Source organism: Streptomyces sp. NPDC052043 (genome assembly GCF_044548235.1).
In the GTDB taxonomy this organism is placed as follows: Bacteria; Actinomycetota; Actinomycetes; order Streptomycetales; family Streptomycetaceae; genus Streptomyces.
This window is the reverse complement of the sequence record NZ_JBIUBT010000018.1, coordinates 16,111-41,110: the sequence shown is the minus strand read 5'-3', so window position 1 is coordinate 41,110 and position 25,000 is coordinate 16,111. Positions and strand designations below refer to the sequence as shown.

At 70.0% G+C, this 25,000-nt stretch carries 21 protein-coding genes and 3 pseudogenes; 12 read left to right on the top strand and 12 right to left on the bottom strand.

Annotated features, from left to right (window positions below; all coding sequences use genetic code 11):
* Window positions 1-346: 346 nt before the first annotated feature.
* Complete coding sequence (locus tag ACIHCX_RS33610; protein ID WP_376653126.1) at window positions 347-685, bottom strand: hypothetical protein; 339 nt, start codon at window positions 683-685, stop codon at window positions 347-349.
* 338 nt (window positions 686-1,023) lie between these two features.
* On the opposite strand from ACIHCX_RS33610, the gene ACIHCX_RS33605 reads away from it, so the two are divergent.
* The 3 genes and pseudogenes from ACIHCX_RS33605 (at window position 1,024) to ACIHCX_RS33595 (ending at window position 2,669) form a co-directional block, all read left to right on the top strand.
* Entirely contained in the window at window positions 1,024-1,362 is a 339-nt protein-coding gene (locus ACIHCX_RS33605; protein WP_400036331.1) for a hypothetical protein, read from the top strand.
* A 7-nt stretch (window positions 1,363-1,369) separates the two neighbouring features.
* Window positions 1,370-2,016, top strand: a pseudogene (locus ACIHCX_RS33600) (transposase).
* A gap of 77 nt (window positions 2,017-2,093) precedes the next feature.
* Window positions 2,094-2,669, top strand: a complete 576-nt coding sequence (locus tag ACIHCX_RS33595; RefSeq protein ID WP_400036329.1) for a hypothetical protein — start codon at window positions 2,094-2,096, stop codon at window positions 2,667-2,669.
* Window positions 2,670-3,088: 419 nt separating this feature from the next.
* Here ACIHCX_RS33595 and ACIHCX_RS33590 read toward each other — a convergent pair whose 3' ends face one another.
* Window positions 3,089-3,244 carry a DUF6131 family protein gene (locus tag ACIHCX_RS33590; RefSeq protein WP_400036327.1) on the bottom strand — a complete coding sequence of 52 codons (156 nt, stop codon included), beginning with the start codon at window positions 3,242-3,244 and terminating at the stop codon, window positions 3,089-3,091.
* Window positions 3,245-3,468: 224 nt separating this feature from the next.
* Here ACIHCX_RS33590 and ACIHCX_RS33585 point away from each other — a divergent pair, with 224 nt between their 5' ends.
* The 5 genes and pseudogenes from ACIHCX_RS33585 (at window position 3,469) to ACIHCX_RS33565 (ending at window position 8,239) form a co-directional block, all read left to right on the top strand.
* Window positions 3,469-3,717, top strand: a complete 249-nt coding sequence (locus ACIHCX_RS33585) for a hypothetical protein (RefSeq protein WP_400036325.1) — start codon at window positions 3,469-3,471, stop codon at window positions 3,715-3,717.
* Window positions 3,718-4,266: 549 nt separating this feature from the next.
* Window positions 4,267-4,500 carry a DUF6480 family protein gene (locus ACIHCX_RS33580; protein WP_400036323.1) on the top strand — a complete coding sequence of 78 codons (234 nt, stop codon included), beginning with the start codon at window positions 4,267-4,269 and terminating at the stop codon, window positions 4,498-4,500.
* 1,038 nt (window positions 4,501-5,538) lie between these two features.
* Window positions 5,539-6,393 (top strand): SDR family NAD(P)-dependent oxidoreductase, encoded by an 855-nt coding sequence (locus tag ACIHCX_RS33575; RefSeq protein WP_400036321.1) that lies wholly within the window; start codon window positions 5,539-5,541, stop codon window positions 6,391-6,393.
* Between the two features lie 100 nt (window positions 6,394-6,493).
* Window positions 6,494-6,575: pseudogene (locus ACIHCX_RS33570) on the top strand (hypothetical protein); the annotation flags it as partial.
* Between the two features lie 305 nt (window positions 6,576-6,880).
* Window positions 6,881-8,239, top strand: a complete 1,359-nt coding sequence (locus ACIHCX_RS33565) for an FAD-dependent oxidoreductase (RefSeq protein ID WP_400036319.1) — start codon at window positions 6,881-6,883, stop codon at window positions 8,237-8,239.
* Window positions 8,240-8,575: 336 nt separating this feature from the next.
* Here ACIHCX_RS33565 and ACIHCX_RS33560 read toward each other — a convergent pair whose 3' ends face one another.
* Window positions 8,576-9,832 carry an MFS transporter gene (locus tag ACIHCX_RS33560; RefSeq protein WP_400036317.1) on the bottom strand — a complete coding sequence of 419 codons (1,257 nt, stop codon included), beginning with the start codon at window positions 9,830-9,832 and terminating at the stop codon, window positions 8,576-8,578.
* 130 nt (window positions 9,833-9,962) lie between these two features.
* Between ACIHCX_RS33560 and ACIHCX_RS33555 the strand changes: the two genes are divergently transcribed.
* A complete protein-coding gene (locus ACIHCX_RS33555; RefSeq protein ID WP_400036315.1) occupies window positions 9,963-10,847 on the top strand; it encodes a winged helix-turn-helix transcriptional regulator in 885 nt (294 codons plus the stop codon).
* A 137-nt stretch (window positions 10,848-10,984) separates the two neighbouring features.
* Here the strand turns inward: ACIHCX_RS33555 and ACIHCX_RS33550 are convergent, their stop codons facing one another.
* From ACIHCX_RS33550 to ACIHCX_RS33535, 4 genes are all read right to left on the bottom strand, one after another.
* The gene (locus ACIHCX_RS33550; protein ID WP_400036313.1) at window positions 10,985-11,275 is read right to left on the bottom strand and encodes a hypothetical protein; all 291 of its coding nucleotides are present in this window, start codon (window positions 11,273-11,275) and stop codon (window positions 10,985-10,987) included.
* A gap of 180 nt (window positions 11,276-11,455) precedes the next feature.
* The gene (tpg, locus tag ACIHCX_RS33545) at window positions 11,456-12,013 is read right to left on the bottom strand and encodes a telomere-protecting terminal protein Tpg (RefSeq protein ID WP_400036311.1); all 558 of its coding nucleotides are present in this window, start codon (window positions 12,011-12,013) and stop codon (window positions 11,456-11,458) included.
* 6 nt (window positions 12,014-12,019) lie between these two features.
* Window positions 12,020-14,236, bottom strand: coding sequence for a telomere-associated protein Tap (gene tap, locus ACIHCX_RS33540; protein ID WP_400036309.1), 2,217 nt, complete (start codon window positions 14,234-14,236; stop codon window positions 12,020-12,022).
* A 336-nt stretch (window positions 14,237-14,572) separates the two neighbouring features.
* Window positions 14,573-15,562 carry an alpha/beta fold hydrolase gene (locus ACIHCX_RS33535; protein ID WP_400036307.1) on the bottom strand — a complete coding sequence of 330 codons (990 nt, stop codon included), beginning with the start codon at window positions 15,560-15,562 and terminating at the stop codon, window positions 14,573-14,575.
* A gap of 142 nt (window positions 15,563-15,704) precedes the next feature.
* On the opposite strand from ACIHCX_RS33535, the gene ACIHCX_RS33530 reads away from it, so the two are divergent.
* Window positions 15,705-16,298 carry a helix-turn-helix domain-containing protein gene (locus tag ACIHCX_RS33530; protein WP_400036539.1) on the top strand — a complete coding sequence of 198 codons (594 nt, stop codon included), beginning with the start codon at window positions 15,705-15,707 and terminating at the stop codon, window positions 16,296-16,298.
* A 98-nt stretch (window positions 16,299-16,396) separates the two neighbouring features.
* Here the strand turns inward: ACIHCX_RS33530 and ACIHCX_RS33525 are convergent, their stop codons facing one another.
* Both ACIHCX_RS33525 and ACIHCX_RS33520 read right to left on the bottom strand, forming a co-directional pair.
* Window positions 16,397-17,293, bottom strand: a complete 897-nt coding sequence (locus tag ACIHCX_RS33525; protein ID WP_400036305.1) for an RNA polymerase sigma-70 factor — start codon at window positions 17,291-17,293, stop codon at window positions 16,397-16,399.
* 91 nt (window positions 17,294-17,384) lie between these two features.
* Complete coding sequence (locus tag ACIHCX_RS33520; protein WP_400036303.1) at window positions 17,385-18,611, bottom strand: NAD(P)/FAD-dependent oxidoreductase; 1,227 nt, start codon at window positions 18,609-18,611, stop codon at window positions 17,385-17,387.
* A gap of 271 nt (window positions 18,612-18,882) precedes the next feature.
* Here ACIHCX_RS33520 and ACIHCX_RS33515 point away from each other — a divergent pair.
* Window positions 18,883-19,212, top strand: a pseudogene (locus ACIHCX_RS33515) (MMPL family transporter); the annotation flags it as partial.
* A 796-nt stretch (window positions 19,213-20,008) separates the two neighbouring features.
* Window positions 20,009-21,154 carry an MFS transporter gene (locus ACIHCX_RS33510; protein ID WP_400036301.1) on the top strand — a complete coding sequence of 382 codons (1,146 nt, stop codon included), beginning with the start codon at window positions 20,009-20,011 and terminating at the stop codon, window positions 21,152-21,154.
* 561 nt (window positions 21,155-21,715) lie between these two features.
* Here ACIHCX_RS33510 and ACIHCX_RS33505 read toward each other — a convergent pair.
* The 3 genes from ACIHCX_RS33505 to metF all read right to left on the bottom strand — a co-directional run bounded on the left by ACIHCX_RS33505 (window position 21,716) and on the right by metF (window position 24,998).
* Entirely contained in the window at window positions 21,716-22,162 is a 447-nt protein-coding gene (locus ACIHCX_RS33505) for a sigma factor-like helix-turn-helix DNA-binding protein (RefSeq protein WP_400036299.1), read from the bottom strand.
* A gap of 582 nt (window positions 22,163-22,744) precedes the next feature.
* On the bottom strand, window positions 22,745-24,154 hold the full coding sequence (gene ahcY / locus ACIHCX_RS33500; protein WP_400036297.1) for an adenosylhomocysteinase: 1,410 nt from the start codon (window positions 24,152-24,154) through the stop codon (window positions 22,745-22,747).
* On the bottom strand, window positions 24,132-24,998 hold the full coding sequence (gene metF / locus ACIHCX_RS33495) for a methylenetetrahydrofolate reductase [NAD(P)H] (protein ID WP_400036537.1): 867 nt from the start codon (window positions 24,996-24,998) through the stop codon (window positions 24,132-24,134). Before metF ends, ahcY begins: the two co-directional genes overlap by 23 nt.
* Window positions 24,999-25,000 lie beyond the last annotated feature (2 nt).

Sequence of the window (25,000 nt, the reverse complement as noted above, 5' to 3'; positions counted from 1 at the left end):
GGGCCCAAACGCCCCCGCACACTCCGCGGGCCAGGCAGCCGGCGCAGGTGGCCATGCAGGTCACAGGCGGACCTCGACGGCGATACGCGCATTTGACCGGCCCCCGGCCGCCAGCCTCGATTTTGCATGAGGGTCCGTCAGCTTGCTGACGGACCCTCATGCAAAATCGAGGTTAAGGAGCAGCCGACCGCCGAGGAGACCGCGGCACAGATCAAGAACCTATCCGACCTCGCGGCCTACAGTGGCGGCACGTTGAAGCGCGTGATCAAGGTGCTGTCCGTCCTCACGAATCGGCCAATCTGAGGCGTGTTCGTGCTCCGCATGCGCGCCCAGGCCCGCTGGGGAACTACTTCCATGCGACGGCCACGACGACTGCGGCCGCCGTGAACGTCCCAACGGCGTAGAAGGCCCACGCCTGCTTGTTGCGCATGCCCACCAGCGCCGCCACCGCTACCAGGACGTCCAGGGCCAGTTTCACCCCCATCTTCGCGTTGTCCACTGGAAGGTCCAGGGACGTCCGGGTCCATATGAGTCCCGCACCGGTGACCAGCTGAACGACCGCACTGATCGGCATGTAGCTGCCGGTCACCGGGTCCTTCCCTCTCAGCTGGTAGAAAAGGCCGCCCATGATCGCAGCAAACCCGAAAAGGTGGAAGACGAGGAACACGTACCGAAGAATCTCCATGGCGGTGATCGTTCCATGGGATCAACGCAAGTTGACCATCTCTTGCACGAAAGCTCGACCACGTCCGCACCACCCTCGCGACCGCCACCGCCATGGTCGACGATCTCAACAAGTGGCACGAGCTACGACCGGGCGGGCGCCTTCCTCAAGGAACGGGTCGGTTCGGCAGTCGCCGCCAGCGGCATGAACGCCGATGCGCAGACGCATTTCCGCCACCCTTCCTCGCCCCGCTTCGGCAGAGCCTTGCCGGCGAGGGGCCTGCGGCTATCGAATCCGGCCACCACTGGAGCACGGCGATCGGCGAGACTCTGACACGGCGGCTATGGCAGCCTGCGGACATGTCAGAGCTGCGTGTTCATGCAGGCCGTCACTACGCCCTCCAGTTCCACTACGCCTTGCCGGACGATGCCTGGTGTGTGGAGCTGAGCGAGGCCGTCCCGGCGCCAGCCTCGTGGGCTGAGGTTCCCAACGCAGAGACACACCTGCCGGGAACTGCCTTCCTGGTGGCCGTGATACCCGACGAGGATCCTGGCCTGGAGCCGACCGTTCACATCCACAGCTACGACGAGCACGTCATCCCCTACGAGATCATGCGCTGGTTCATGGAGCAGGTGGCCGAACAGGTCGAACGCTGCCGCATCGCGTTCGAGCAGAGAGAACCCGAAGCAGTGAAATGATCACGGAGTGACCGGTGTGATCACGGCGTCAGAGCCTTCCTGGATAACCCCGTTCAGCGGACTGAGCCCACGGCAGTTCGGCAAGCTGATCACCGCGCTGCGGCGCGAGGGCGCAGAGCCGGTTCGCAAGGGCCGGCCGTGGAGCCTGCCGTTGGAAGACCGGGTGCTTCTGGTTGCCGCGTACTGGCGGACCAACCTGACGTGGACGGCTCCCTGGTCCCCACCCGCGACCACGCCGTCGCCGAGCAGTCGAAGAACTACCGGTACTCCACCAACCACCAGGTCGTCATCGACGCCGACGCCTGGCTCGTCGTCGCCGTCGGCCGGCCCCTGCCCGGCAACCGCGACGACTGCAAGGCGTGGGAGCTGTCCGGCGCGAAGGACGCCGTCGGCCGCACCACGGTCATCGCCGACGGCGGCTACCGCGGCACCGGCCTGGTCATCCCCCACTGCCGCGAACCCGGTCAGACCGAACTTGCGGCCTGGAAAGAAGAACACCACCGCTCCCACCGAAGGGTCCGCGCCCGCGTCGAGCACACCTTCGCCCGCATGAAGACCTGGAAGATCCTCCGCGACTGCCGCCTGAAAGGCGACGGCGTCCACCATGCCATGCTCGGCATCGCCTGCCTGCACAACCTCACCCTCGCCGGGTGACCGGGAAACGACGCTGGTCATGCATGGCATAGATCATTTACGGGACAGCACTTAGTGATCGTTAACGGATTTGTCAGATGCGGGTCCAGATGCCCGCGCTTCCGGAAAAGGGAAAGCTCATGTGGAGTGCTCAGGACGTGGCGCGGGATCAGGTCCGGCGTCAGGCGAGTGGCCTGGACGTCGCTGCCGTTGCGGAGAAAATCACGGAGGCCGCTGTCCGTGAGCGGGAAACCGCGGAGCAGTTGAGGGGGAACGGTTCCTTCTACGAGTTCGAGATGGATCGGGAGCGGTTGGCTGTCATCTGGCTGGCCAAGCATGCTGAGTGGCGGCGCGTCAGGGACTTGATGACTGCGGTCGGTTGGAGCGTGTACGAGCCGGAACGGGATGCTCAGGGCTCGGTGTGGGCTCGCGAGCGTGAGGAACGGTTTGCTGGTGCTCTTGGGGCACAGGCCGCCTTCGGGGAACGGCGGCGGGAGGAAGCGGATGAGTTGCGAGCGGAGGTCTGGCTGTCCGCCGCGTCCAGTCGGCTGATCCAGGTGATGGCGGACCGGGCGGGGCTGCGCCCCTCTCAGGTCCTGGCCCAGCTTGCCGAGCGGATCGTCGTGGGTGAGGACGGCACGGTGTCCGTCCCGCCCTTCACGCCGTCCCTGTGATTTCCGAAGCGAGGGGAAGAGAAGGCAGAGGAGGAGTGCGGGAATGCTGGGTATTCAGCTTCGGGAACACCAGGTGGCCCAGAAAGCGAGTTTCCGTAAGTGGGTGGGCACGCACCGGTCAGCGGCGGCAGCCCTACGAGGCTCGCCGCCTTCTCGGGCAGCAGCTCAACCGTGCACACCCGGGCGTCGATCCCGCCCCCACTGAGGTGTGCTGAGGTGACGCCAGGAATGCCGCAGGTCTCGCCAACGTCGGCACCCTCTGAGGCCGTAGGGATTTCGTCAAGCCGCCAGCCGCGAGGGTGCCTTGGGCGGTAGGTACCGGCCATGATCCCCTCGTCCTGGTGCCGTCGTCGACCGAGTGGCAACACGCGAAAACCGTCCGCAGGAGCGATGAGTGCCGTGGTGAGGTCCACCGGCAATCACCAGTAGTGACGTCGTCCGCCGACAGCGTGTCCGAGTGCTCCGAGGACCCACAGGATGGCACCGATCACCAGCAGCACGATCCCGATGGTCCACAGGATGGAGATGCCGAACACGAAACCGAGGATGAGGAGGATGACTCCGAGCGCAATCACCGGGGCCTCCGATCTTCCAGGAGGAGGAGTAATACCGTCCATATGCCCGGTTACTTACGATATAGGCCCATCTCGCGCGGAACCCGAGGACCGCCCACGCCTGGCCTGCTGGCGGCGTCCTGCTCCCATCGGTTCACCCTCCGTACGGGGCAGAAGGCCTCAGGCATGACCGTGATGACGTGTGTGGCGCTGCCCTGGGCACCTTGGGGTGGTGGCGTTCGCCGTTGTCGCCACGGTTCTCCTCCGTCACCAGCGCGTCGTCCCTGGTGTACGGGACCCTCGACGGTTGGCGCCGCCAGATGGTCGAACAGGAGTACGACCTCCTGGACGCCGCGCTGCACCGCGCGGAACATATCCGGTCGGCCGTCGGTGACCTGCCCGGTCTGCGGCCCATGGGCCGGGAGGTCGTCCACGCAGAGCGAGCGGCACCGTGCGCGCGGTCTGCCTCGGCGTCAGGCAGGGCCACGCGCTGAGGGCTGACTCCCCCAACCCAGCGCAGCAGCGCAGCAGCGCAGATGAAACGACCTGATCACCCCACCAGCCAACTGACAAAGCCGCAGGTCAGGCCCCCTGCTCCAGCACAGCGCCCACAATCACTGCAGCTACTGGCACACTGCAATCCCCCGCCCCGCCGACGCACCACAAACTGATCAGTGCAGGCCAGACCACCAACTACTGATCAGAAAAACCGCTCCTTCCCTTCCGGACATGTCTGGGTGTATAGATCCGGTTCGCGTGGGTAGGCACCGAATAAGCGCCAAATCGGAGGCCACTCGGGCCGAAGGACGACCCGCCAAGGTGCCCGGCGAGCGAGCCGCGACGAATTCTGTTCCCACGGCGCAGTGCGGCTCTTCGCGTCGGCACCCGGCGCTTTCCGGAGGCCGCTACGTTCGTTTCGCATAGATGCTTTCTCCGTGCGAGGAGTTTGGTTCTGAGGGACTCCGGAGAACGCGCTCGTCTCGAAGTTCGCCCCAGGTGAGGCAGGGAGGGCAGGGGCCTGGCTTCCGGCGGATGAGGAGGACATGATGGCCGGAACCCATGAAGAGCTGCCGGACGAAGGTCTCTCCATTCCGGAGGACCACCAGATGGCTGCCGGCGCTACACCGCCCGCCGAGTCAGGCGTTTCCGAGCTCGGCCCCCCACAGAAAGCCCCGCGGAGGAGCTGGCGCCCGACAGTCCTGACGCCCGTCCTGGCGGTGTTTGTCCTGGTCCTGCTTCTGGTGGTGGCGCTGGCGATCTTCCAGGCCGTGGGGTGAGGACACGCCCCTGAGGAGACCGCGCTGCCCGGGGAGTGGCTGAGGGAGGAGCAGCATGGCGTGCTGTGGCCGGGCTCGTCATGGGCGCTGACGACCTGGCTGCTCACCGCGTGCGCGCTGGCCCTCGCGGCCCTCAGCTGCACGGCCCTCGGCGTCCTCCGCGGCTGCGGGCATGGTGCGCTGGCCGCGTACCTGGGGGCTGGTCGGTGGCCACCCTACGCACGGGCGACTCCGTTTCCACGGTCGAGGCGGTCATCGCGGCCGCGGTGCTGGCCGCCGCCGGGGCCTGGGGACCGCGGCCATGGCCGCCTCCCGCACCTACCGCGGCGCCCGCTGCACGCGGCTGATGCCCCCCGCCTGGCAGGCAGTCCCGACGATAGCTCAACAGCGGCCGGCGACTGCCGGAAAGGCATGCTGCTGATCCAGGAGTTGGTCAAGTACCAAGCGCTCCTGCGACGGATCCAGTGCTGGCGCTGCCAGCCTCACCGTGTCCTCCGGCCGACGACCGAAGGTCAACGGCCAAACCGCACTGGCCTCCAGGCCCCGCAGCCCCGCCCAGGAATCCCACACACGCCGATGCGCCAGGCCGTGTTCGAAAAGGTGCGGTCGGCGGGTGGCCTGCTTACGTGAAAGGTTGGGCGTTTGACGGCGAGCCAGGTGAAGTAGGCGTCGGGGGCTCTCGGTAGACGCCGGAACCGACAGGTTGTGCAACGGCCGTGTTCGGTAGCCAAACGGCCCCGCTCTCCTCCATACAGGCAAGGTGAGCGGGGCCGACGGGCGGCTCTGCTATTGGGCCCCCAGTTCGGCCGGCAGAGCCTTGTACTCATCCGGATACTGGTCGCGGGACGTAGGGTCTTTGCCGGTGTCTTACGCCGTGCGCCCAGTTGCTCGGTCTCGTGAGCGTGGCATGTTTCTTGTGCGGTGCGGTCGTCTCGACGGGTGCGGGCGGCGCTCTCGGCGCACTCCTGGTCTGGAGCCGGCGCGCTCCTCGTGGCCGGCGTGTGCACGGCCGTCGGAGCCCAAACCAAGGAGAGCACTATGAGCGATGGTCGAGTCGTAGTTGCGACGGGCGCGGCGCGGGGGATCGGGCGTGCCACCGCTGTTGCGTTCGCCAGGGCCGGGTACCGGGTGGCTGGAGCCGATATCGCAGCACTGGCGAGTTCGGCGATGGACTACGAGCCCGCGACCGCCGAAGATCTCGCGCAGACCGGGAGGCTCGTGGAGGAGGCCGGTGCCGAGTGGCTTCCGGTCGTTTTCGACCAGCGTGACAAGGCGGCCGTCCGCGACGGGTTCGCCGCGGTCGCTGACCGCTTCGGCGGCGTCGACGTCGTGTTCGCCAACGCCGGCGTGCAGGGCTTCGCCTCCCTGCTGGAGATGAGCGACGAGCTGTGGCAGGACCAGATTGACATCAACCTCACCGGCACCGCCAACGTGCTCCGGGTCGCCGCGCCGCTGCTGGTCGAGCGCGGCGGCGGGCGGATCATCGTCACCTCGTCCACGCAGGGTCAGCACGGCACCCTCGACGGCGCCGGCTATTCGGCGTCGAAGTGGGGGCTGATCGGGCTGATGAAGTCGGCGGCTCTGGATCTCGGGCAGTACGGGATCACGGTCAACGCCGTGATCCCGGGGCTGATCGACACGAAGCTCACTCGGCACGGGGACCGCTACGCACAGATCATCCGCACCGGCGGCAACGAGCCCACCGGTGATGTCGAGAAGGACGAGCGGACCGCGGCGGACGCCGAGCGGAAGAAGCTTCCGCTCGGCGTGTCGTGGGTCGAGCCGGAGGACGTGGCCCCGCTGGTGGTGTTCCTCGCCTCGGAGGAGGCGCGGATGGTCAGCGGTACCAGCTTCGCGGTCACCGGCGGCGACAGCGCCAACATCACCGCATGACTGTGACGCGCGCATGGCAGGTAGCGGCTCGCGGGCCGAGGCCGGGCGTGCGCGCTTCGCCGGGGCGCGGGTCGTGCAGGGCGCGACCGCCGGGGAACTGCGGGTCGCCCTGGTCGTCGGCGACGTCATGGGCACTTCCATGACCTCGGCCGCGATCACGGGCCGGCTGCGTGTCGCCGCACGAGCACTGAGCAAAACCGCCCTCCAGTCGGCAGAGCTCCCAGAGCATCGGCTGGCGGTGTGAGGCGTCGGCCAGAGATCTCACACCAACGAGTGAAGGACCCGCACAGGGCGATCTGCCAGCTGAGATGCGGATTCCTGGCCATCGAGTGGCGGGAAGCGCCGGAACGCGGCCAACGCGCCCTGTGGAGCGGGATACTGGTGTCTTCCGACGACGGGGCGACCAGGGGGCGCATCAGTGAAATCTACGGGAAGGGCGGGTCGTTGGAGTGGGGGCGGCGGGCGGAGCGCGCGGCATGCGGTCGTCGTGGGCGGGAGCCTTGCGGGGCTGCTCGCGGCGCAGGTCCTCGCCAAGCACGCCGACCGGGTGACCGTCGTCGAGCGCGACCGGTTCCCGGACGGCACGATGGCGCGGCCCGGTGTACCGCAGGGCCGGCATCCACATGTCCTGCTGGAGGGTGGGCAGGTGGCCCTGGAGTCGCTGCTGCCGGGCTTCCTGGCACAGCTGCGGGCGGCGGGTGCGCCCCGTGTGGGCATGCCGTCGGACATGGTGCAGAGGCAGGACGGGCGCTGGTTCCGGCGGCTGCCCGCGACGACGCACATCTACACGGGTTCCCGCGCGCAACTGGAGGAGCTGGTGCGTCGGCGCGTCCTCGCCGATCCGGTGATCAGCGTGGTGGAGGGGGCCGATGCCGTCGGGCTCCTCGGTGACGCCTCGCGCGTGCGGGGCGTGCTGCTGCAGGACCGCTCCGGCGATGCCCGAGGGGAGCAACGGGCCCTCGAGGCCGACCTGGTCGTCGACGCCTCCGGCAGGGGCACGAAGGCCCGGCAGTGGCTCACGGCGATCGGGGCCGAGTCCCCACACGAGGAGGCCATCGACACAGGTCTCGCGTACGCCTCCCGCGTCTACCGCGGCAGGAGCGGCGTCCTTGACGGCGACACCTGCGGCTACTACGTCTACCCCAGTCCCGCCCAGGTCCACGGCGGTGGTGCGCTGCCCTTGGAGGACGGCACCCACCTGGTCGTCGTGTCGGGGCTGCGCGGTGACGAGCCGCCCACGGGCGACGACGAGTTCGTGACGTACGCCAAGAAGCGGCTGCCGCATCCGCTCCTGCACCAGTGGCTGGACGAGGCCGAACCTCTCTCGCCGGCGTTCGGCCATCGTCGGACCTCGAACATCCGTCGCCGCTACGACCTGCCCGGCCGCCGCCCTGCCGGATTCCTCGCCACCGGCGACGCCCTGTGCGCCTTCAACCCGATCTACGGGCAGGGCATGGCCGTCGCCGCGATGAGCGCCCTCGCCCTGCGCGACGCACTGGCCGATCCGCGCCGGACCCCCACGACGCGGCGCGTGCAGCGGGCGCTGCTCGCCGCGTCCCGGCAGGCGTGGGACATCTCTGCCGGAGCGGACCGCAACATGCCGGGCGCGGTGGGCACCGCGGCAGCCGCCGGACCGGCGGACCGCGTCGCCGACTGGTACCTGCAGCGTGTCCTGGAGCGCTACCCCGGCGACCCCGTAGTCGGGCCCGCTTTCCGCTCCGTACTGACCCTCCGCACACCCGTCACCATCCTGTTCACCCCGCCCGTGGCCCGGGCCGTCCTCCTCCGCCCGCCCGCCCCGACGCCCACCGAGCCGCCGACGGCACCGGAGGAACCGGGAGTCTGAGCGAAGCCGGTCGCTGACGGCAACCAGCCGATACACGGCTCAGTGCCGATCAGCAGCAGGCTGCCGTCAATGACCGGACCACGCTGCGCGATCTTCGACCCATGGTGAAGGACATGGAGCGGGGTGTGGCCCGTCGAACCAGTCCCTCGCCGGGACGACGGCCAGTGGATCACCTCCCCGGTACCGTCAGACGGCACGGTGACAGACCGTCCGAAACGTGCCCGGTGCCAAACGGCGACCACCGTCAAAGTCCACGACGGCGCCGCCCGTCGCCGATGCCGGCTCTGCCCACCCCCCGAAAGCCTGCGCTGCCGGCCCGGCCTGGGGCGTTTGGTGTCAGGCGAGGTCCCGGCGGCGGCCCACCGGGACCGTGAGCAGGTACAGCGGCGGCAGGAGCGCGGCTGTGCACACCGTCCACAGGGCCGCGTGCGTCCCCGCGTAGGTGGCGAGCAGGCCGGCGACGAGGGCGCCGAGCGGCTGGGCGCCCCAGGAGACGAAGCGGACGGTGGCCATGACACGGGAGAGGAGCTCGGGCGGGGACTCGGCCTGGCGGTGGGTGCGGGTGGTGATCGACCCGATGACGACGCCGAAGGCGAAGCCGGCGTTGCCCAGGGCGAACCAGTACGCGTCGGCTGCGGACGTGGTCAGCGGGGCCAGCAGGGCGGCAGTACCGCCGGCCAGCGCGGTTCCGACGAGTCCCCGGGCGGTGCCGAACCGTCGGGTCAGTCGGACCGCCACGGCGGATCCGGCGAGCGCGCCGATTCCGTCCGTGGCGAGTACGAGGCCGAGTTGTACGGGCGTCAGTCCGGCCTCACGGACCAGGTAGAGGGGCGTGAGGGCGACCAGGGCGGCGCAGACGAAGTTGGTGGCGGTGGCCCAGAGCATGCAGGGCAGCATCACTGGGTGCCGTGTCACGTACGTCCAGCCCTCGCGGATCAGCCGGAGAGCTCCGTCGCCGGTGCGGGAGGCGGGACGGCGCTCGGGCAGGGTACGCAGCAGTACGGCGGAGAGCAGGTAGCTGGCCGCGTCCACGAGGAGCGCGCCGACCGGGCCCGCGGCGTGCACGAGGAGGCCGCCCCCGGAGGGCCCTGCGGTCTCGGTGACGGCGTGCGTGCCGGACATCAGGCTGTTGCGGGCGGCGAGTTGTCGGTTCGGGACGATGGCGGGCAGAAAGGTCGAGTTGCCGATGTCGAAGAGTACGGTCGCGGCGCCGGTGACCAGAGCGGCGAGCAACAGGTGCGGGTAGCTGAGCCGGTCGAGCCACCAGGCGAGCGGGAGGGATCCGACGGCGACGAACCGTACGAGATCGAGGGTGACCTGGAGGCGGCGGAGCGGGACGCGCTGGGCGATCACTCCGGCCGGGAGGCTGAGCAGCAGCCAGGAGATCTGTCCGGCGGCGGCGAGCAGGGCGGCCTGGAGCGCGGTGGCGTCGAGGACGGTGAGGGCGATCAGGGGGAGAGCGAGGGCGGTGACGGCGGTGCCCGCGTTGCTGACGGTGGCGGCGGCCCAGTAGCGCCAGAAGACGACCGGAGGCGAGGTCGCGTGGTGGGTGCTGCGGCGATCGTGCTCCGGGACCGTCGGTGTCTCGCTCATGCGACGCCCACCCTCCAGTGAGTCTCTTATGGGAACTTACCTGGTTGCGATTGAGTTCCTATCGGGAACTGACCGCATGGCGCAAGATGGTTTCGAAGACGGGACGTTGCGTCCGGACGACGGGAGACCCATGGTCAGGTCGGTGCCCGAGCGGGACGCCGCCTGTGCGATCGCGCAGGCGGCGGCGGTGGTCGGCGATTGGTGGAGCCTGCTCCTGGTGCGGGAGACCGCACGCGGGCACCACCGGTTCGACGCGCTCCAGGAGGAGTTGGGGATCTCCCGCAAGGTGCTGACCGAGCGCCTTGCGCACCTGGTGGAGGCGGACGTCCTGGAGAAAGTTCCGTATCACAGCGGCCCGGTGCGGTACGAGTACCGGCTGACGGAGAGGGGGCGGGGGCTGCTGCCCGTGCTGCTCTCGATGCAGGACTGGGCGGACCGCTGGCTGCTCGGCAACGGCTCGCTGAGCGGCACGGCCGACGAGGAGAGCGCCGAGGCGCGGCGGGTGGCGGGCCTGTTGGGCGAGTGGCTGCCGCGCCTCAAGCTGCCGGGGCACCGGGACGGTGAGCCGCTGGACCCGGTGGCCGAGGCTGCGGCCACCGTCCTGTTCTGCTACCCGGCAACCGGTCGCCCGGCCCCGTTGCCGGACGACTGGGCCGACATCCCGGGTGCCATCGGCTGCACACTGGAAAACCGGCTGTTCCGGGACGCGTACGACGACTTCCGCGCGGCGGGCGCCGAGGTGCGCGGCGTGAGTACGCAACGCCCGGATGAGCAGCGGGTGTTCGCAGTCGAGGAGGGCATCCCCTTCGTCCTGCTCTCGGACGTCGACCTGCGCCTCGCCGCCGCTCTGCGGCTACCGGTGTTCCGCGCCGGGCAGGCACTGCGGCTGAAGCGGGCGGTACTGGTGGTGGACCGCAACCGCGTGGTGCGCCAGGCGCGCTTCCCGGTGACGGACATCCCGGGGGCAGTGCGCGAGGCGCTGGCGGTGGTACGGCGGATGGCGGCGGGGGACTGAAGGGCGCGGCGACGGCACATCGCCCACCTTTCCCGGGCCGACCGGGTCAGCGGCTGACCCGTTCCGGGTGATGTTGCCCGCAGGGGTACGGGGATTCGACACCGTTCTCGCCCCACGGCTCGCCACGAACGCCGAGCTCAGGATGTGCCCTCGTCCTCGGCGCCGTTGTCGCTCCCGGCCATTTCGTCCCGTGTCATGCCGAGGAAGCGCCGGACGGCTTCGGCCGGCATGTCGAGTCCCTCGGACGCGGACTGCTCGTCGCCGAAGACCTGCACTGCCTCGGTGACCGCCACGGCCAGTTCGACCTCCGCCTTGCGGACCTTGGCCTCGGCCTTGTCCACGGTGTCGACCACCGCCAATTCACGGCGCTGCCTCTCCTGAAGTCTCTGTTTACGGGAAGGGGGTTTGTCAGGGTTCTGCACAGTCATAGCCAAGATCATAATCAGTTGGGTGCACGCCCATGAAATCGGCAACTCACCCGCATTACCGGGGCGTTCACGGCTCGAAGGCTCAGCACTGGCGGCCCCGTGAAGCTGTTGCTCAAGGCAGGTGCGGTGCCGGGGCGTCGTCACTCGGTCCGGGCTCGCGGGCTGTTCGGGGTGCGGCTGCTACAGGTCGAACTCGAGGTGCTCGATGTCCGTGAAGCGGACCTCCTCCAGCTGGCCTGCGCGGTGGCCGTTGTCCTGGAAGTACACGTCCTTGAGCGCTTCGGCGGCGATCTCCTCGAGGCGCTGCTCGGTGGCGCCCTGCTCCTGGGCATCGAAGAGGCGGGCGGCGTAGCGGGGTGGCAGGGCGACGGTCAGGTGCCGGATGCGGTCCTGGTCCGTGGAGCCGATCGGTGCGGTGTAGCCGAGGCGGGCGCGGGTGTCGATGACGATGCCGTCCGTGGTCGCCGCCTTCTGCCGGGCCTTGGCCCGGATCTGCGGCTGCCACCGGGCCTTCACCTCGCGCTCCAGGCGCGCGGCGAGGTCCGGGCGGGGCTTTTTGATCTGGTCCTTCACGTACCGCTCGACGGTGCGCTGGGAGATCCGCAGCATCTGGGCGACCGGCTTGGTGCCCTTGAGCTGCTTGACCAGGTACCGCATCCGGGCGCCCGCGCTCTTGGGTGCCGGGCGGGTGAACGCCTTTTGCACCGCGGCGTCCAGGCCGTCCCCGAACAGGCTCATCTCCTGCTACTCCCCGCTGTCGATGTCGGTGACGGTGCCGTCCTTGATGTACCGGGCGAGGTTGAGCTCCGGGGCGTTGAACCGCTCGCGGACCTCTTCGCCCCACAGGACGGACTGGGTGCCCTCGTGCTTGACCAGGCCCGGGTTGATGCCGAGCTTGAAACCGCCCGGCAGCGGCTTGCCGTCCCGGTAGGGCAGGAAGTCCAGCGGGCTGGTGCCGCCTGCCGCGTAGACGACGCAGTCGGACAGGATGGCGACGGGGTACTGGCCGGTGAATGCCGCATGCTTCATGATCTTGCGGTGCAGGTTGATCCGGGTGCGGGAGATGACCGCCGCGCGGATGTCCGGCCGCCACGTCGGGCGGGACAGTGCCCGCCACGGCTCGCCGGGGCGCCAGCCTTCCCCGCGCGGGCGCTCGCGCAGCTTGCCCAGGCCGCCCTTCACCGTCGCCTTGACCGCCGCGACGACGATCGCCAGCTGCGGGTCGCGCTCCTTGTAGCAGTCCATCGCCGCGAGGAAGTCGGCCGGCGCCATGTTCGCGTCCACGCCGAGGTCGGCCATCGTGGCGAGGAAGGCGTCACGCAGCCGGTTGTACCAGCCGTCCAGGTAGCGGCCGTTGTCTTGGCGCACGTACGCCTCGAGCGGCGTGACGTCGTAGCCGAGCTCCACCGCGTACGCCACGGTCGGCGTCGCGTACCAGGCCGGCCCCTTTGGGCGCTCGCCCTTCGGCGTGAACGGGCTGGGCAGCAGACTCGCGTCCAGGTCCGCCCACTTGTCCTTGCCGACCTTCACCCTCGACAGATCCACATGGCTGAGGTCCACCAGCCACGAGCCGGGCAGCTTCGCATCGAACACCGGCGCCTTCACGTGTGTCGGCGCGCCGAGGCCGACGACCAGGCCGTTCGCGCCGGCGGCGAAGGCCATGTTCACGTCGATGCCGACCAGGTGCCGCAGGGTGCACTCGGCATCCGTCATCGGCCGCGCCCAGTCGTAGGCCTCCTCGAACAGCTTCTCCGCCGGGCCGCGCACGTGGAACCGCGGCAGGTCCGCCAGGAGCGGGTGCCCGTCGGGGGCCTCGCACGGCGCGCAGTCCACCGGGTCCTTGCCCAGCGAGCCGGGGTTGTGCTCGGAGTGCCGCTTACCGTCGGCGTCCGGCTCCGAGGCGCGGGTCGGCGGGTGCAGGGCGGTCATCAGCTCCAGGCCGGTCACGGCCGTTGAGCCGCGCGGCGTCATCACCCGCGACGCGTACACGCCCAGCACGCGCGCGAGTTCCATCGGCGGTAGCTGACCGGCCTGGCCCCAGTGCCGGGCGTCCAGCGCGTTCCACGAGGGGATGCACAGCTGCACGCAGGCCCGCTCCGAACCCTGCGCGGGGCGGTAGATCCGCGCCCACGGCCCGAACCCGCGCTGGGTCAGTTTCCACTCCGTGCGGGCGAGTTGCTTGACGACCTTGTGGCCCTCCGGAATCCGCCCGGCCAGCCGCTCCTCCTGAGTGAGGGTGGTGGGCAGGCCGTAACGCTTCAGCGCGGCCTCGGTGAGCACCAGCAACGGGTCGGCGTCCTTGCCCGGACCCGACAGCTTCGGCTGCCCGAGCTTCGCTTCCTTAAGAGTCCACTCCACCAGGGACGGGATGGTCTTGGCGGGCACGTTCAGGATCAGGCCGCCGACGCCGTACGCGTGCGCCTGGCCCTCGGCGTCGACGTCGACGACCACGAGCGGACCGTTCTCGAACCGCGTATCGGTGCTACCGGCGGGGGTAGCTTTCCGCGCGGGCGGGCGGCGCGATGTCGGCCTGGTCGCGGCCGCCGGATGCGGTACAGCGGCGGGGCGCAGTGCGGTGTTCTCGGACGCGGGCTCCAGGATCGGGCCTGTGGGTTCGGTGCGGGCTTGGGGCGGTTCGGCTCTCGTTGACGCGGGAGCGGATGGGACGGCAGGTGTCTCGGGGACCGTCGTGTCCGTCGCGGGCGCCGCGGCGTTGGGGTCGGCGGGGTAGAGCTGGGCGAGTTGCTCGAGCATGCGGGCGTAGGCGTCACGCTCCGGCGGCCGCGGCTCGGTCCTGCCTGCCTCCCAGCCGCTGACCGTCGCCCGCCGCACCTGCAGTGCGGCGGCCACCTCGTCCAGCGTCAGGCCATGTGCCTGGCGCAGCCGCCTGCGCTCCGCCGGGGGCGGCAACGGGGAACGGGACGCGATGAGCGCGTCGACCGCGTCGAACAGCTCGGGCATACAGAACCTCCTGTCCCCGACCCTAGCGTGAAGCGCACATTTCGCGTACGGAGCGCGTACGGACAGCGTTCGCGTCGTGATCTTGTGAAGCTGGGCAGTGGCCAGGACCGGCAAGAGCCCGGTGGTGGTTGTTGCTTGGTGAGCCCTGGCTTGGCAGCAGCGTAGAAGACGGGGTGGGCGAGGCTCGCGCAGGCCGGGCGGGAGTGGCTGGGGCCGCCGGCCGGCACCGACTACGGCGGCCCGCTGACCTCCTGGCTGGGCAGCGTCATTCGCCTCCGCCGCGGGGCCGGCGGACCGCCCGGAGCGGGCGCGGTGACGGCGGGCACGGCCGGTGATTCAGTCCTGGAGGGAGGCGAGCCAGGCGGTCAGCAGGCGGTTGACCTCCTCGGGGCGCTCCTGCTGGATCCAGTGCCCGCAGCCGTCCAGGATGTGGGTGGAGGTCAGGCCGGGGAGGGTGGCTGGGTAGGCGTCGATCGCGTCGGCCATCCAGGTCGTGGAGGCATCCAGGGCGCCGCCGATGAACAGGGACGGCTGCTTGATGGGGGCGCCGCGGTACTGGGCGAGGTCCTCCCAGTCGCGGTCCATGGCGCGGTAGCGGTTGAGGGCGCCGGTCATGCCGGTGCGCTCGAACTCCCCGGCGTACACGTCGAGGTCGTCCTCGGTCAGCCAGGTGGGCAGCTTGCCGCCGGGGAAGCGGTCACGCAGCCGGCCGCCGGTGCGGGCCACAAAGTGCGGGTCGGGCTCGCCCTGGGCGGGCATGGTGTCGGCGGACAGGGCCGCGTAGAAGCCCGCGAGCCAGCCCCGGATGTCGGGTTCCATCTCCGCTTCGGCCCGGCCGGGCTCCTGGAAGTAGGAGACGTAGAACTCCTCGTCGCCGCCCATCTGCGCGAAGACGTCGGTGGGGCGGGGGCCGCCGGGCGGCGCGTAGGGGACGCTCAGCAGTCCGACGGCGTGGAAGACCTCGGGGTGGAGCAGGGCGGAGGCCGCCGCGATGTTGGAGCCCCAGTCGTGCCCGACGACCACCGCCCTCTCCTCGCCCAGGGCGCGTACCAGGGCGACGTTGTCCTCCACCAGGTCGAGCATCCGGTAGGCGTCCGTCGCGGCCGGTGTGGAGGAGCGGCCGTAGCCGCGCACGTCGAGCGCCACGGCCCGGTACCCCGCCGCCGCGAGGGCCGGGAGCTGGCGGCGCCAGGAGTACCAGGACTCGGGGAAGCCGTGGACGAGCAGGACCAGCGGTCCGGTGCCCTGCTCGACCAGGTGCAGGCGCCCGGCGGGTGCCTCGATGGTGCGGTGGCGCAGGTCGGTGGACGGCGCGGGCTGGTGCATGGCTTCTCCTCGTTCACGGGTGGCCGCGGTTGTCCACCGATCATGCGGCGCTGTGGCCACCCGACGCGAGTATCCTTGCCATGCTGGCAAACTGGCAGGTCAGGGTGGTGGAAGCGGCACGGCCGGAGGGAGCGGGGCGATGGTGACGGACGACGGCGTAGCCGACACGCTGGCGGCCATGGGCCCCCGGCTGCGGGCCGCGCGTGAGCAGCGCGGCGCCACGCTCACCGGCGTCAGCCGTGCGACCGGGATCTCGCTGAGCACGCTGTCGCGGATCGAGACCGGCCGGCGCAAGCCGACCCTGGAGGTGCTGCTGCACCTCGCGAAGGCGTACGGCATCTCCCTGGACGAGCTGGCCGGCACCGCGCCCGTCGCCGCGGCCGGACCGCGCACCCCGATGCTGCAGCGTCCCGGCGACAAGGCGGTGCTGCCGCTGACCCGGTACGTGGGGGGCCTGCACGCCCACAAGCACGTCCTGCCCGCCGTTGACGCGCCACCGACGCGGCCGCGGCAGGTCTCCCACGACGGGTACGAATGGCTGTGCGTCCTGTACGGGCGGCTGTGGCTGGCGCTCGGGGAGCAGGACCTCGTCCTGAGCGCCGGGGAGGTGGCCGAGTTCGACACCCGTACCGCCCATGGAGTGGCGAACGCCGGACCCGGCGGCCCGGTCGAGTACCTGATCATGTTCGGGCCGCAGGGAGAGCGCCTACGACCGCGCACCCCAGCGCGTCCTTGACGTCGACCACCCCGACATCTCCTGCAGCAGAGCCCGCATGCACAGGACCGAACTCCCTACTCCCTGCTTGGCGTTCGCGCGTCGGGGATCGGTGGTGTTCAGCGCAGGGTGAGCGGGGTCGCGGATGCGACGTGGGACAGTTTCTCCGGGTTGCGGACGTAGTAGAGGCTGGTGATGCGGGCGTCCTCGACGTGGATCGCCATGACGCCGTCGATGTCGCCGTCCAGGCGGACGAGGAGTGCCGGGTTGCCGTTGACCACGGTCGGTTCGGCGGTGAGCGTGCCTTTGAGCTTGCCGATGCCGCCGGCGAACATGCGGGCCACCCGCTCGGCGCCGGTGACCGGCCGCAGCGCGGCGTGTTTGACGCCGCCGCCGTCGCTCATCAGGACGACCTCGGGGGCGAGCACCTCGAGGAGGGTCTGTGGGTCCCCGGTTTCGATCGCGTGCTGGAACGACTTCAGGACCGCCTGGCCCTGGCTCGAGGAGACCAGCCGGCGGGGGCGGCGGGATTCGACGTGCCGGCGGGCGCGGTGGGCGATCTGGCGGACGGCTGCGGGGCTCTTGTCGACGGCGGCCGCGATCTCGTCGTAGTCGATGTCGAAGACCTCGCGCAGCACGAAGACGGCGCGCTCGGTCGGTGACAGCGTCTCGAGGACGAGCATCAGCGCCATCGACACGCTCTCGGCGAGTTCGACGTCCTCGGCCACGTCCGGCGCGGTGAGCAGCGGCTCGGGCAGCCAGGTGCCGACGTATGCCTCCCGGCGGCGCTTCATGGTGCGCAGCCGGTTGAGTGCCTGGCGGGTGGTGATCCGGACCAGGTAGGCGCGCTGGTCGCGTACCTGACCCTGGTCGGCCTTGACCCATCGCAGCCAGGTCTCCTGGAGGACGTCTTCGGCGTCGGCCGCCGATCCGAGTATCTCGTAGGCGACGGTGAAGAGCAGGTTGCGGTGGGCGAGGAACGCCTCGGTCGCCGGGTCGGTGGCGTCGTCGCTCATCTTCGTCCCTCTTCCTCGTCCTTCGCGGTCGGCCCGGGCGGCCGACCGCGTTCGCGTGCGTCCACGGCAGGATCCTGGCAGCACCCGGCGGTCAGGCTGCCCGGTCGGCGACGGCAGGTACCTCGGCGCGGTGGGCACGCAGCAGTTGCCGGCGCTTGCCGGCGCCTCCCGGAACGCGGTGCAGGCTGTACGAACCGGGCTTGTGTGCCTCTTCGGACAGGTGCTTGGGGATGCCCTTGCAGACCGTTTCCTTGATCCTGGCGCCCAGGCCGTCGTCGATGTGCAGCCACACCGCGACGTCGGACCTGTTGGCGAACTGGAAGATGCCCGTGCTTCGGCCCAGGCTGACGCACTGGGCGGAGAACGACTGGTGGAGGTTGTCCGGCTGCTCACCCGCGAGTCGGCTGAGCACGGTGTCGGCGGCCCGCGCGCCCAGCGGTATCGCGTTCAGGCAGCTCATCCGCAGCGGCAGGCCGGACGGTGCCGCACAGTCCCCGGCGGCGACGATGTGCGCGTCGTCCACGCTTGTCAGCGTCTCGTCCGTGAGCAGGCGGCCCACGGCGTCGGTGCTCAGCCCGCTGCGGGCGGCCAGGTCCGGAACGCTGAAGCCGGCGGTCCAGACGGTGACCTCGCTGGGCAGCTCACGGCCGTCGGCGAGCCGCACGGTGTCGCGGGTCACCGCTGTCACCTTCGCGTCGGGGCCGTCGATGACGGTCACTTTGAGCTCGGCCAGCCGCTGCGCGACCGAGCGCCGGCCCCGGGTGTGCAGGTACGGGCCGAGAACGCCGCCGCAGACCAGGGTCACCCGGCGGCCCTGTTCCGCCAGCTCGGCGGCGGTCTCGATGCCGGTGGGACCGGCGCCGACGACCGTCACCGGGGCCGTCGCGGGAGCGGCGTCGACGACCGGGCGCAGCCGCTGTGCCGCTTCCAGGGAGGCGATCGGGTAGGCGAACTCGGCCGCGCCCGGCACGCTCGGTCCGGCACTGCCACTGCCACTGCCACTGCCACTGCCCACGGCGTAGATCAGGTAGTCGTAGTCGAGCGTGCCGCCGGTCGCAGGCGTCACGCTGTGCTCGGCCGCGTCGATCCGGGTCACGGTGTCGACCACCAGCCGGACGCCCTCGGCCAGGACGTCCTGGTAGGCGATGACTGCGTCGTCGGACCCGCCCACCAGCTGGTGCAGGCGGACCCGGTGGACAAAGTCCGGGCGCGGGTTGATCAGTGTCACGGTCACGTCGTCGCGCAGCGTCAGCCGGTTGGCGGCCATCACGCCCGCGTATCCGCCACCGATCACCACCACATGCGTGTTCCTGGTCATTCTGTCTCCTCCGTTTCCACGTGTTCGACCTCAAGACACCGCGCTACCGGCCTCTGTGACAGGGTGTGAGCCAGATCACTTCACTGGGGCTCGACCGGAGCTGTGGCCGCATTGGTTCGCCCGGTGGGGTCGGGCTGCTGTGGTGAGAGGGGGTCCGCCCCAGAGGGTGCTCTTCTCGCTTCGGATGCGGGCTCGTTCCTCGCGTTCGGCGGCCAGGACGTCGCGGTGGCGGGCGTCGTCGACCATCAGCTGGCAGCACGCCACGCCGGAGGCGTCAGCGGGTGCCACCGAGATCCTGGTGGCCGGCCAGACCGAGCTGTTCATCGACTTCTCGCGCACCCTGTCCGACGTACTGCTGCCCTACCTGGGGCTGTTCGTCGGCCTGGCCTTCCTGCTGCTCCTGGTGTTCCGCTCGATCCTGGTGCCGCTCAGGGCCGCCCTCGGATTCCTGCTCTCGGTCAGCGCGGCGCTCGGCGCGGTGGTCGCGGTGTTCCAACTGGGCTGGGGTGCCGACGTCTTCGGTATCGAGCAGCCCGGTCCGATCATGACAACGATGCCGATCTTCATGATCGGTGTGGTCTTCGGCCTCGCCATGGACTACGCCAAGCACCGCGACGGCCCGGTGCGTCAGTTCCCGACCTGCTTCGGTGAGCACAGCGTCGCCGATCCGCCGTACGAGCTCGACGCGCGGTGCGCCTGCGGGCGCGGTCTGCGGGCCTACCGGCGGCGGGGACGGGTGCCGGCGGTCACCGACACCGTGCAGGTGGTGTGCGCCCGCTGCGGCGACGTGGCCAACTCCCTTGCGGACGAGTTCGGTCTGCGGGTGAAGGCGCCGGACGGCATCGCCGCCAGCGGCACGCTGGACGTGGTGGTCGAGGCGGTCGCGCGACGGGCCGGAGCGGTCCATCTGGGTATGGTGCTACCGGTCTACCTGGACGCGAAGGTCGGCCCGGCGCTGCGGCGTGTGGAGGCGATGGCACCGGGAGAGCGGGTGCACGTTTCGTTCACGGTCCGGGTGGCACCGGGCGCGACCCCGCAGGCGTACTACTTCTGCCCGTACGCGGTTCAGGATCTCGGGATTACGGTGGCGCGGGTGCACGTCACGGTGGGCCCGGCACCGGAGACGGGCACACGCACGGACACCAACGCCTCGTTGGCAGCGCCCGGAATGGAGCGCACGACAGCATGAACATCATGGACAGCGCGACGGATACCCCGGGCGGCGGGCGCTCCTGGGCGCCTCTGAGGCACCGGCCGTTCCGGCACCTGGCGGCCGGACGTCTGCTGGTGTACTTCGCCAACGCGATGGCCCCGGTCGCGCTCGCGTTCGCCGTCCTCGACGCCACGGGACGGGCCACCGACCTGCGCACGTGGTGGGGGCGCGTTCGCTGGCGAACGTGGCTCTGCTGCTGCTCGGCGGGGTGGTGGCGGACCGGGTGCGACGCACCCTCGTCCTGCAGGGTTCGGTGCTCGGCGCGTCGGCGGTCCAGGCGGCCATCGCCCTGAGCGTGCTCCTGGACGCCACGTCCATCCCGCTGCTCGTGCTGCTCAGCGTCCTCAACGGCGCGCTCGCCGCCCTGTCCCTGCCCGCCTCCGCCGCGCTCACCCCGCAGACCGTACCGGGCGATCTGATCCGTCCGGCCAACGCCGTGATGCGTATGGGCACCAACCTCGGTGCGATCGCCGGATCGTCGCTCGCGGGCGTCGTCGCCGCCGTGTTCGGCCCCGGCTGGGGACTTTTGGGCAATGCGGTGGCGTTCGTCGGGGCCGCGGTGTGCTTCTTCGGCGTGAAGCCGAAGGACGAGAGGCGCACTCCCCCAGCCGAGCGGACCCGCCCGCTGCGTGAACTGCGGGAGGGCCGGCAGGAGTTCACCGCCCGCCGCTGGGTGTGGATCGTGGTGGCACAGTTCATGGTGGTCAACGCGGTCATCGCGGGCGGTGTGCAGGTGGTCGGGCCGATCGTCGCCGACGCCACGTTCGGGCGCGGCGCGTGGGGCGTGGTGCTGGCCGCGCAGATGGCGGGGGCGGTCGCCGACGGTGTCCTCGCCGCTCGCTCCCGGGCCCGGCACGCGCTGCTCATCGGCGTCGCACTGGTGGCGGTCGAGTCGCTTCCCCTGGTGGTGCTCGCCGAGGCACCGGGCGCCCTGCTGCTGCGCGTCGCGATGTTCGCGAACGGCGCCGCCCTCGAACAGTTCGGCGTGGCCTGGGACGTGTCGCTGCAGGAGAACATCCCGGCGGACCGGCTGGCCCGGGTGTACTCCTACGACGCGCTCGGCTCGTTCGTGGCACTGCCCCTGGGCGAGATGGCCGCGGGCCCGGTCGCCGCGCACTTCGGAGTGCGCGCCACGCTCCTCGCGGGCGCCGTGCTGGTCGTCGAGGCAGTGACCCGTCCCGCGGCGGTTGCCGCGGGACAGGTCCAAGGTGGAGCGCGACGCCCGGTCGCCCACCGCAAAACCTCAGGAGCCCCGGCGAAGTGGGCGTCGATGTCGCCCATGCTGGTGGCCGGGTCGGCCACCAGCGTGGACAGTTCGTCGTCGGTGTGATGGCGGGTGGCGACGGCGGGACACCGGCGGCAGGCGGCGACGCCGGCCTGTCCCCCCGCTTGCCTGCTCCCTCGTGGACCCGCAGTCGTTCCCCCCGGTGAGTGCCTCCACCAGCTTCTGGCGCTACGTCAAATCCCACCGCCCCTGCTGGATCGGCGTCGAACGGGTGGCCTTTGAGAGCGGCAGCTACAGCTTCTTGTGCCACACGACGTTCGCCAACACGCACCGCCTTCACCATCGGAGGTCTACTCGTCGACGGTAGGGCTAGGCACTGACAACCCGACAGGATTGGGATCAGCCAGACGAAATCCGGCAATAGGTTTGTTCTACCTGATTGGTACATGGGCGTGCGTCAGTCCAGGCCGCCGCGGTACTGGACTGCGTGGCGGGCAGCCCATACCGCAAGACCCAGCGCCTCATGGCTGGTCCACACGGCGGGCCCGCCGGCCGTGCGCTCCCCGGACCGTTCGCGCCAGCCCAGATGTCCGGCGATGTCGCCGGCGGCCACAGCGCCGGCCGGACAACACGATGAGGAAGTACCGGGGCGGGCGGTCAGAGAGTTCAGTTCGACGGGCCGCCGCGGTCGCGCCGGCACCGGAGGTGGATCGTCTGGATCCGCCCGTCGGCGATGTCGAGCACCACCACGGCGTGCAGTACCTTGCCGTTCCGGTCGCGGAAGACGGCTCCCGGCCGGCCCTCGACCTCGCGCGGCTCCAGGGTGACGCCGAGCCGGACGAGCGGCGGGACGATCGTGGCAAGGGCCCGGGCCACGTTCTCGACGCCGACGATACGCCGGGGCCATGGCGGGGATTCGGTCCTGCCGTCGGCACCGGCGAGCCGGCGGCACGCTTCTTCCGTACGGCCCAGAGCCGACGCGATCTCCGGGTATCCGCACCGGAACACCTCGCGCAGGACGAAGACCACCCGTTCGACGGGCGACAGCCGCTGGAACAGCGACAGTACGGCCGCCAGCTCCGCATCGGCCGCCCCGGCACGGTCCCTGCTCACACCGGCTCCTCTCGCAACCGTGGCGTCGGGCCGGCCGGGCGCGCCGACGCGCCCGGCCGGCCCCCGAGGGGAAGGAACACGGGCGGGCGCGGACCGGGGAGTTGCGGACTCCACACCAGGGACGGTCGGCGTCCGCGCTCGTGCGCACCGGGGAAGCTCGAGCCCTGTAGCAACGGTCCGTTTCATGCCCCTGTGCCGGGATCCCGTGCGCGCCCCGCTCAGTCGTCCAGACAGTGATCCGCGAAGAATCCGAAGTTCGCTGCCAGACTGCTCGGCATCGACGGAATTCCGATCAGCTTTGAAACGCTCTGGAAGTCTTCGCCCGGGAAGTACACCCAGATCTTCCGGAACCGCCGATGACTCCTAAGTCGACGCCGTAGCCGTCGATGGAGCATCGCTCCTGGATGCCTTAGAGCAGAGACTCCACGGGATGTCCGGTCTCCGTGACAAGACCGTTCAAATCCGGCCGACTCTTCGATGCCCGCGTACAGTTCCGCCAGTTGAGTCGTTCCGGCCATTCTTCCTCCAGGCGTCAGTCGGTCGGCCGGCTTCTGGCACGCGTCGGACCGGGTCCCTTCCGTGTCAGTAGCGGTAGTGGTCCGGCTTGTACGGGCCTTCGACCTCGACACCGATGTACGACGCCTGCTCCGGGCGCAGCGTCGTGAGCTTCACGCCGAGCGAGTCCAGGTGCAGCCGGGCGACCTTCTCGTCCAGGTGCTTGGGCAGGACGTACACGTCGGTCGGGTACTCGGACTGCTTGGTGAACAGCTCGATCTGCGCCAGCGTCTGGTCCGCGAAGCTGTTGGACATCACGAACGACGGGTGACCGGTCGCGTTGCCCAGGTTCAGCAGGCGGCCCTCGGACAGCACGATGATCTTCTTGCCGTCCGGGAAGGTCCAGGTGTGGACCTGCGGCTTGACCTCGTCCTTGACGATGCCGTCGATCTTCGCGAGGCCAGCCATGTCGATCTCGTTGTCGAAGTGGCCGATGTTCCCGACGATCGCCTGGTGCTTCATCTTGGCCATGTCCGAGGCCATGATGATGTCCTTGTTGCCGGTCGTCGTGACGAAGATGTCCGCCTTGTCGACGACCTCGTCCAGCGTCGTGACCTGGAAACCGTCCATCGCCGCCTGCAGCGCGCAGATCGGGTCGATCTCCGTGATGATCACGCGGGCACCCTGGCCGCGCAGCGACTCCGCACAGCCCTTGCCGACGTCGCCGTAACCGCAGACGACCGCCGTCTTACCGCCGATGAGGACGTCCGTGGCGCGGTTGATGCCGTCCAACAGCGAGTGGCGGCAGCCGTACTTGTTGTCGAACTTCGACTTCGTCACCGCGTCGTTGACGTTGATCGCCGGGAACAGCAGGGAGCCGCCGCGCTGCATCTCGTACAGGCGGTGGACACCCGTCGTGGTCTCCTCCGTCACACCACGGATCTCCGAGGCCAACTGGGTCCAGTCGAGCTTGCTGTTCTCCAGCAGGGCGCGGACGACAGCCAGTTCCTCGTTCGTGGCCTCGGGCAGCTTGCCCGTCTTCTGCAGCTCGACGCCGAGGTGGACGAGGAGCGTCGCGTCACCGCCGTCGTCCAGGATCATGTTCGGGCCGCTCTGACCGGGCCAGGTCAGGGCCTGTTCCGTGCACCACCAGTACTCCTCCAGGGTCTCGCCCTTCCAGGCGAAGACCGGGATCCCGGCGGCGGCGATCGCGGCGGCCGCGTGGTCCTGGGTGGAGAAGATGTTGCAGGAGACCCAGCGGACCTCGGCGCCCAGAGCGACCAGGGTCTCGATGAGGACGGCCGTCTGGACCGTCATGTGCAGGGAGCCGGTGACACGTGCGCCGGCGAGCGGCTGCGCGGTGGCGTACTCCTTGCGGATCGCCATCAGACCGGGCATCTCGTGCTCGGCGAGAGTGATCTCCTTGCGGCCGAACTCGGCGAGGGACAGGTCAGCGACCTTGAAATCCGTAAGGTCACCGGTGGTCTGCGAGGGCATGCTGTGCACTCCTTGAGTTCAGTACGTTGTGGTGGATCTCAAGCGCCGCCGTCGAACGGTTGAGCGTGATGTAGTGCAGGCCGGGGGCTCCTTCGGCGAGGAGTCGCTCGGCCATGACGGTGGCATGGTCGACGCCGATGCGATGACCGTCCGCGGGGTTGTCGCGCGCAGCGTCCAGTCGGTGTGCCAGGTCCGCGGGAAACGCGGCGCCGCTCAGCTCGGCGAAGCGGCTGATCTGACGCACATCGGTGGCCGGCATGATCTCCGGGATGATCGGGGTGTCACAACCCGCGGCGGCCACCCGGTCGCGCAGCCGCAGATAGTCCTCCACCTGGAAGAACATCTGGGTGATGGCGTAGTCGGCGCCCGCCCGGCACTTGTCGACGAAGTGCCGGATGTCGCTGTCCCAGTCGGGCGAGCGCGGATGGCGCTCGGGAAATGCCGCGACCCCGATCCTGAAGTCGCCCAGCGAGCACAGCAGTTCGACGAGTTCATACGCGTACCGGAAGCCTTGCGGATGGGCCGTCCACAGTCCTCTCGGATCACCCGGTGGATCCCCGCGCAACGCCAGAACGTCACGGATGCCCGCGTCGGCGTACTGGCCGATGATGTGCCGCAGCTCGGCCATCGAGTGGCCGACCGCGGTCAGATGTGCGACGGGGCGCAGCGTCGTCTCCGCCGCGATGCGCCGGGTGACCGCAACTGTCTTTTCCCGTGAGGATCCACCCGCCCCGTAGGTGACGGACACGAAGTCCGGTCGGAGGGCTTCAACGCGGCGGATCCCCTGCCACAGGATCTTTTCGCCCTTTGCGGTCTTGGGCGGGAAGAACTCGAAGGAGAACATCG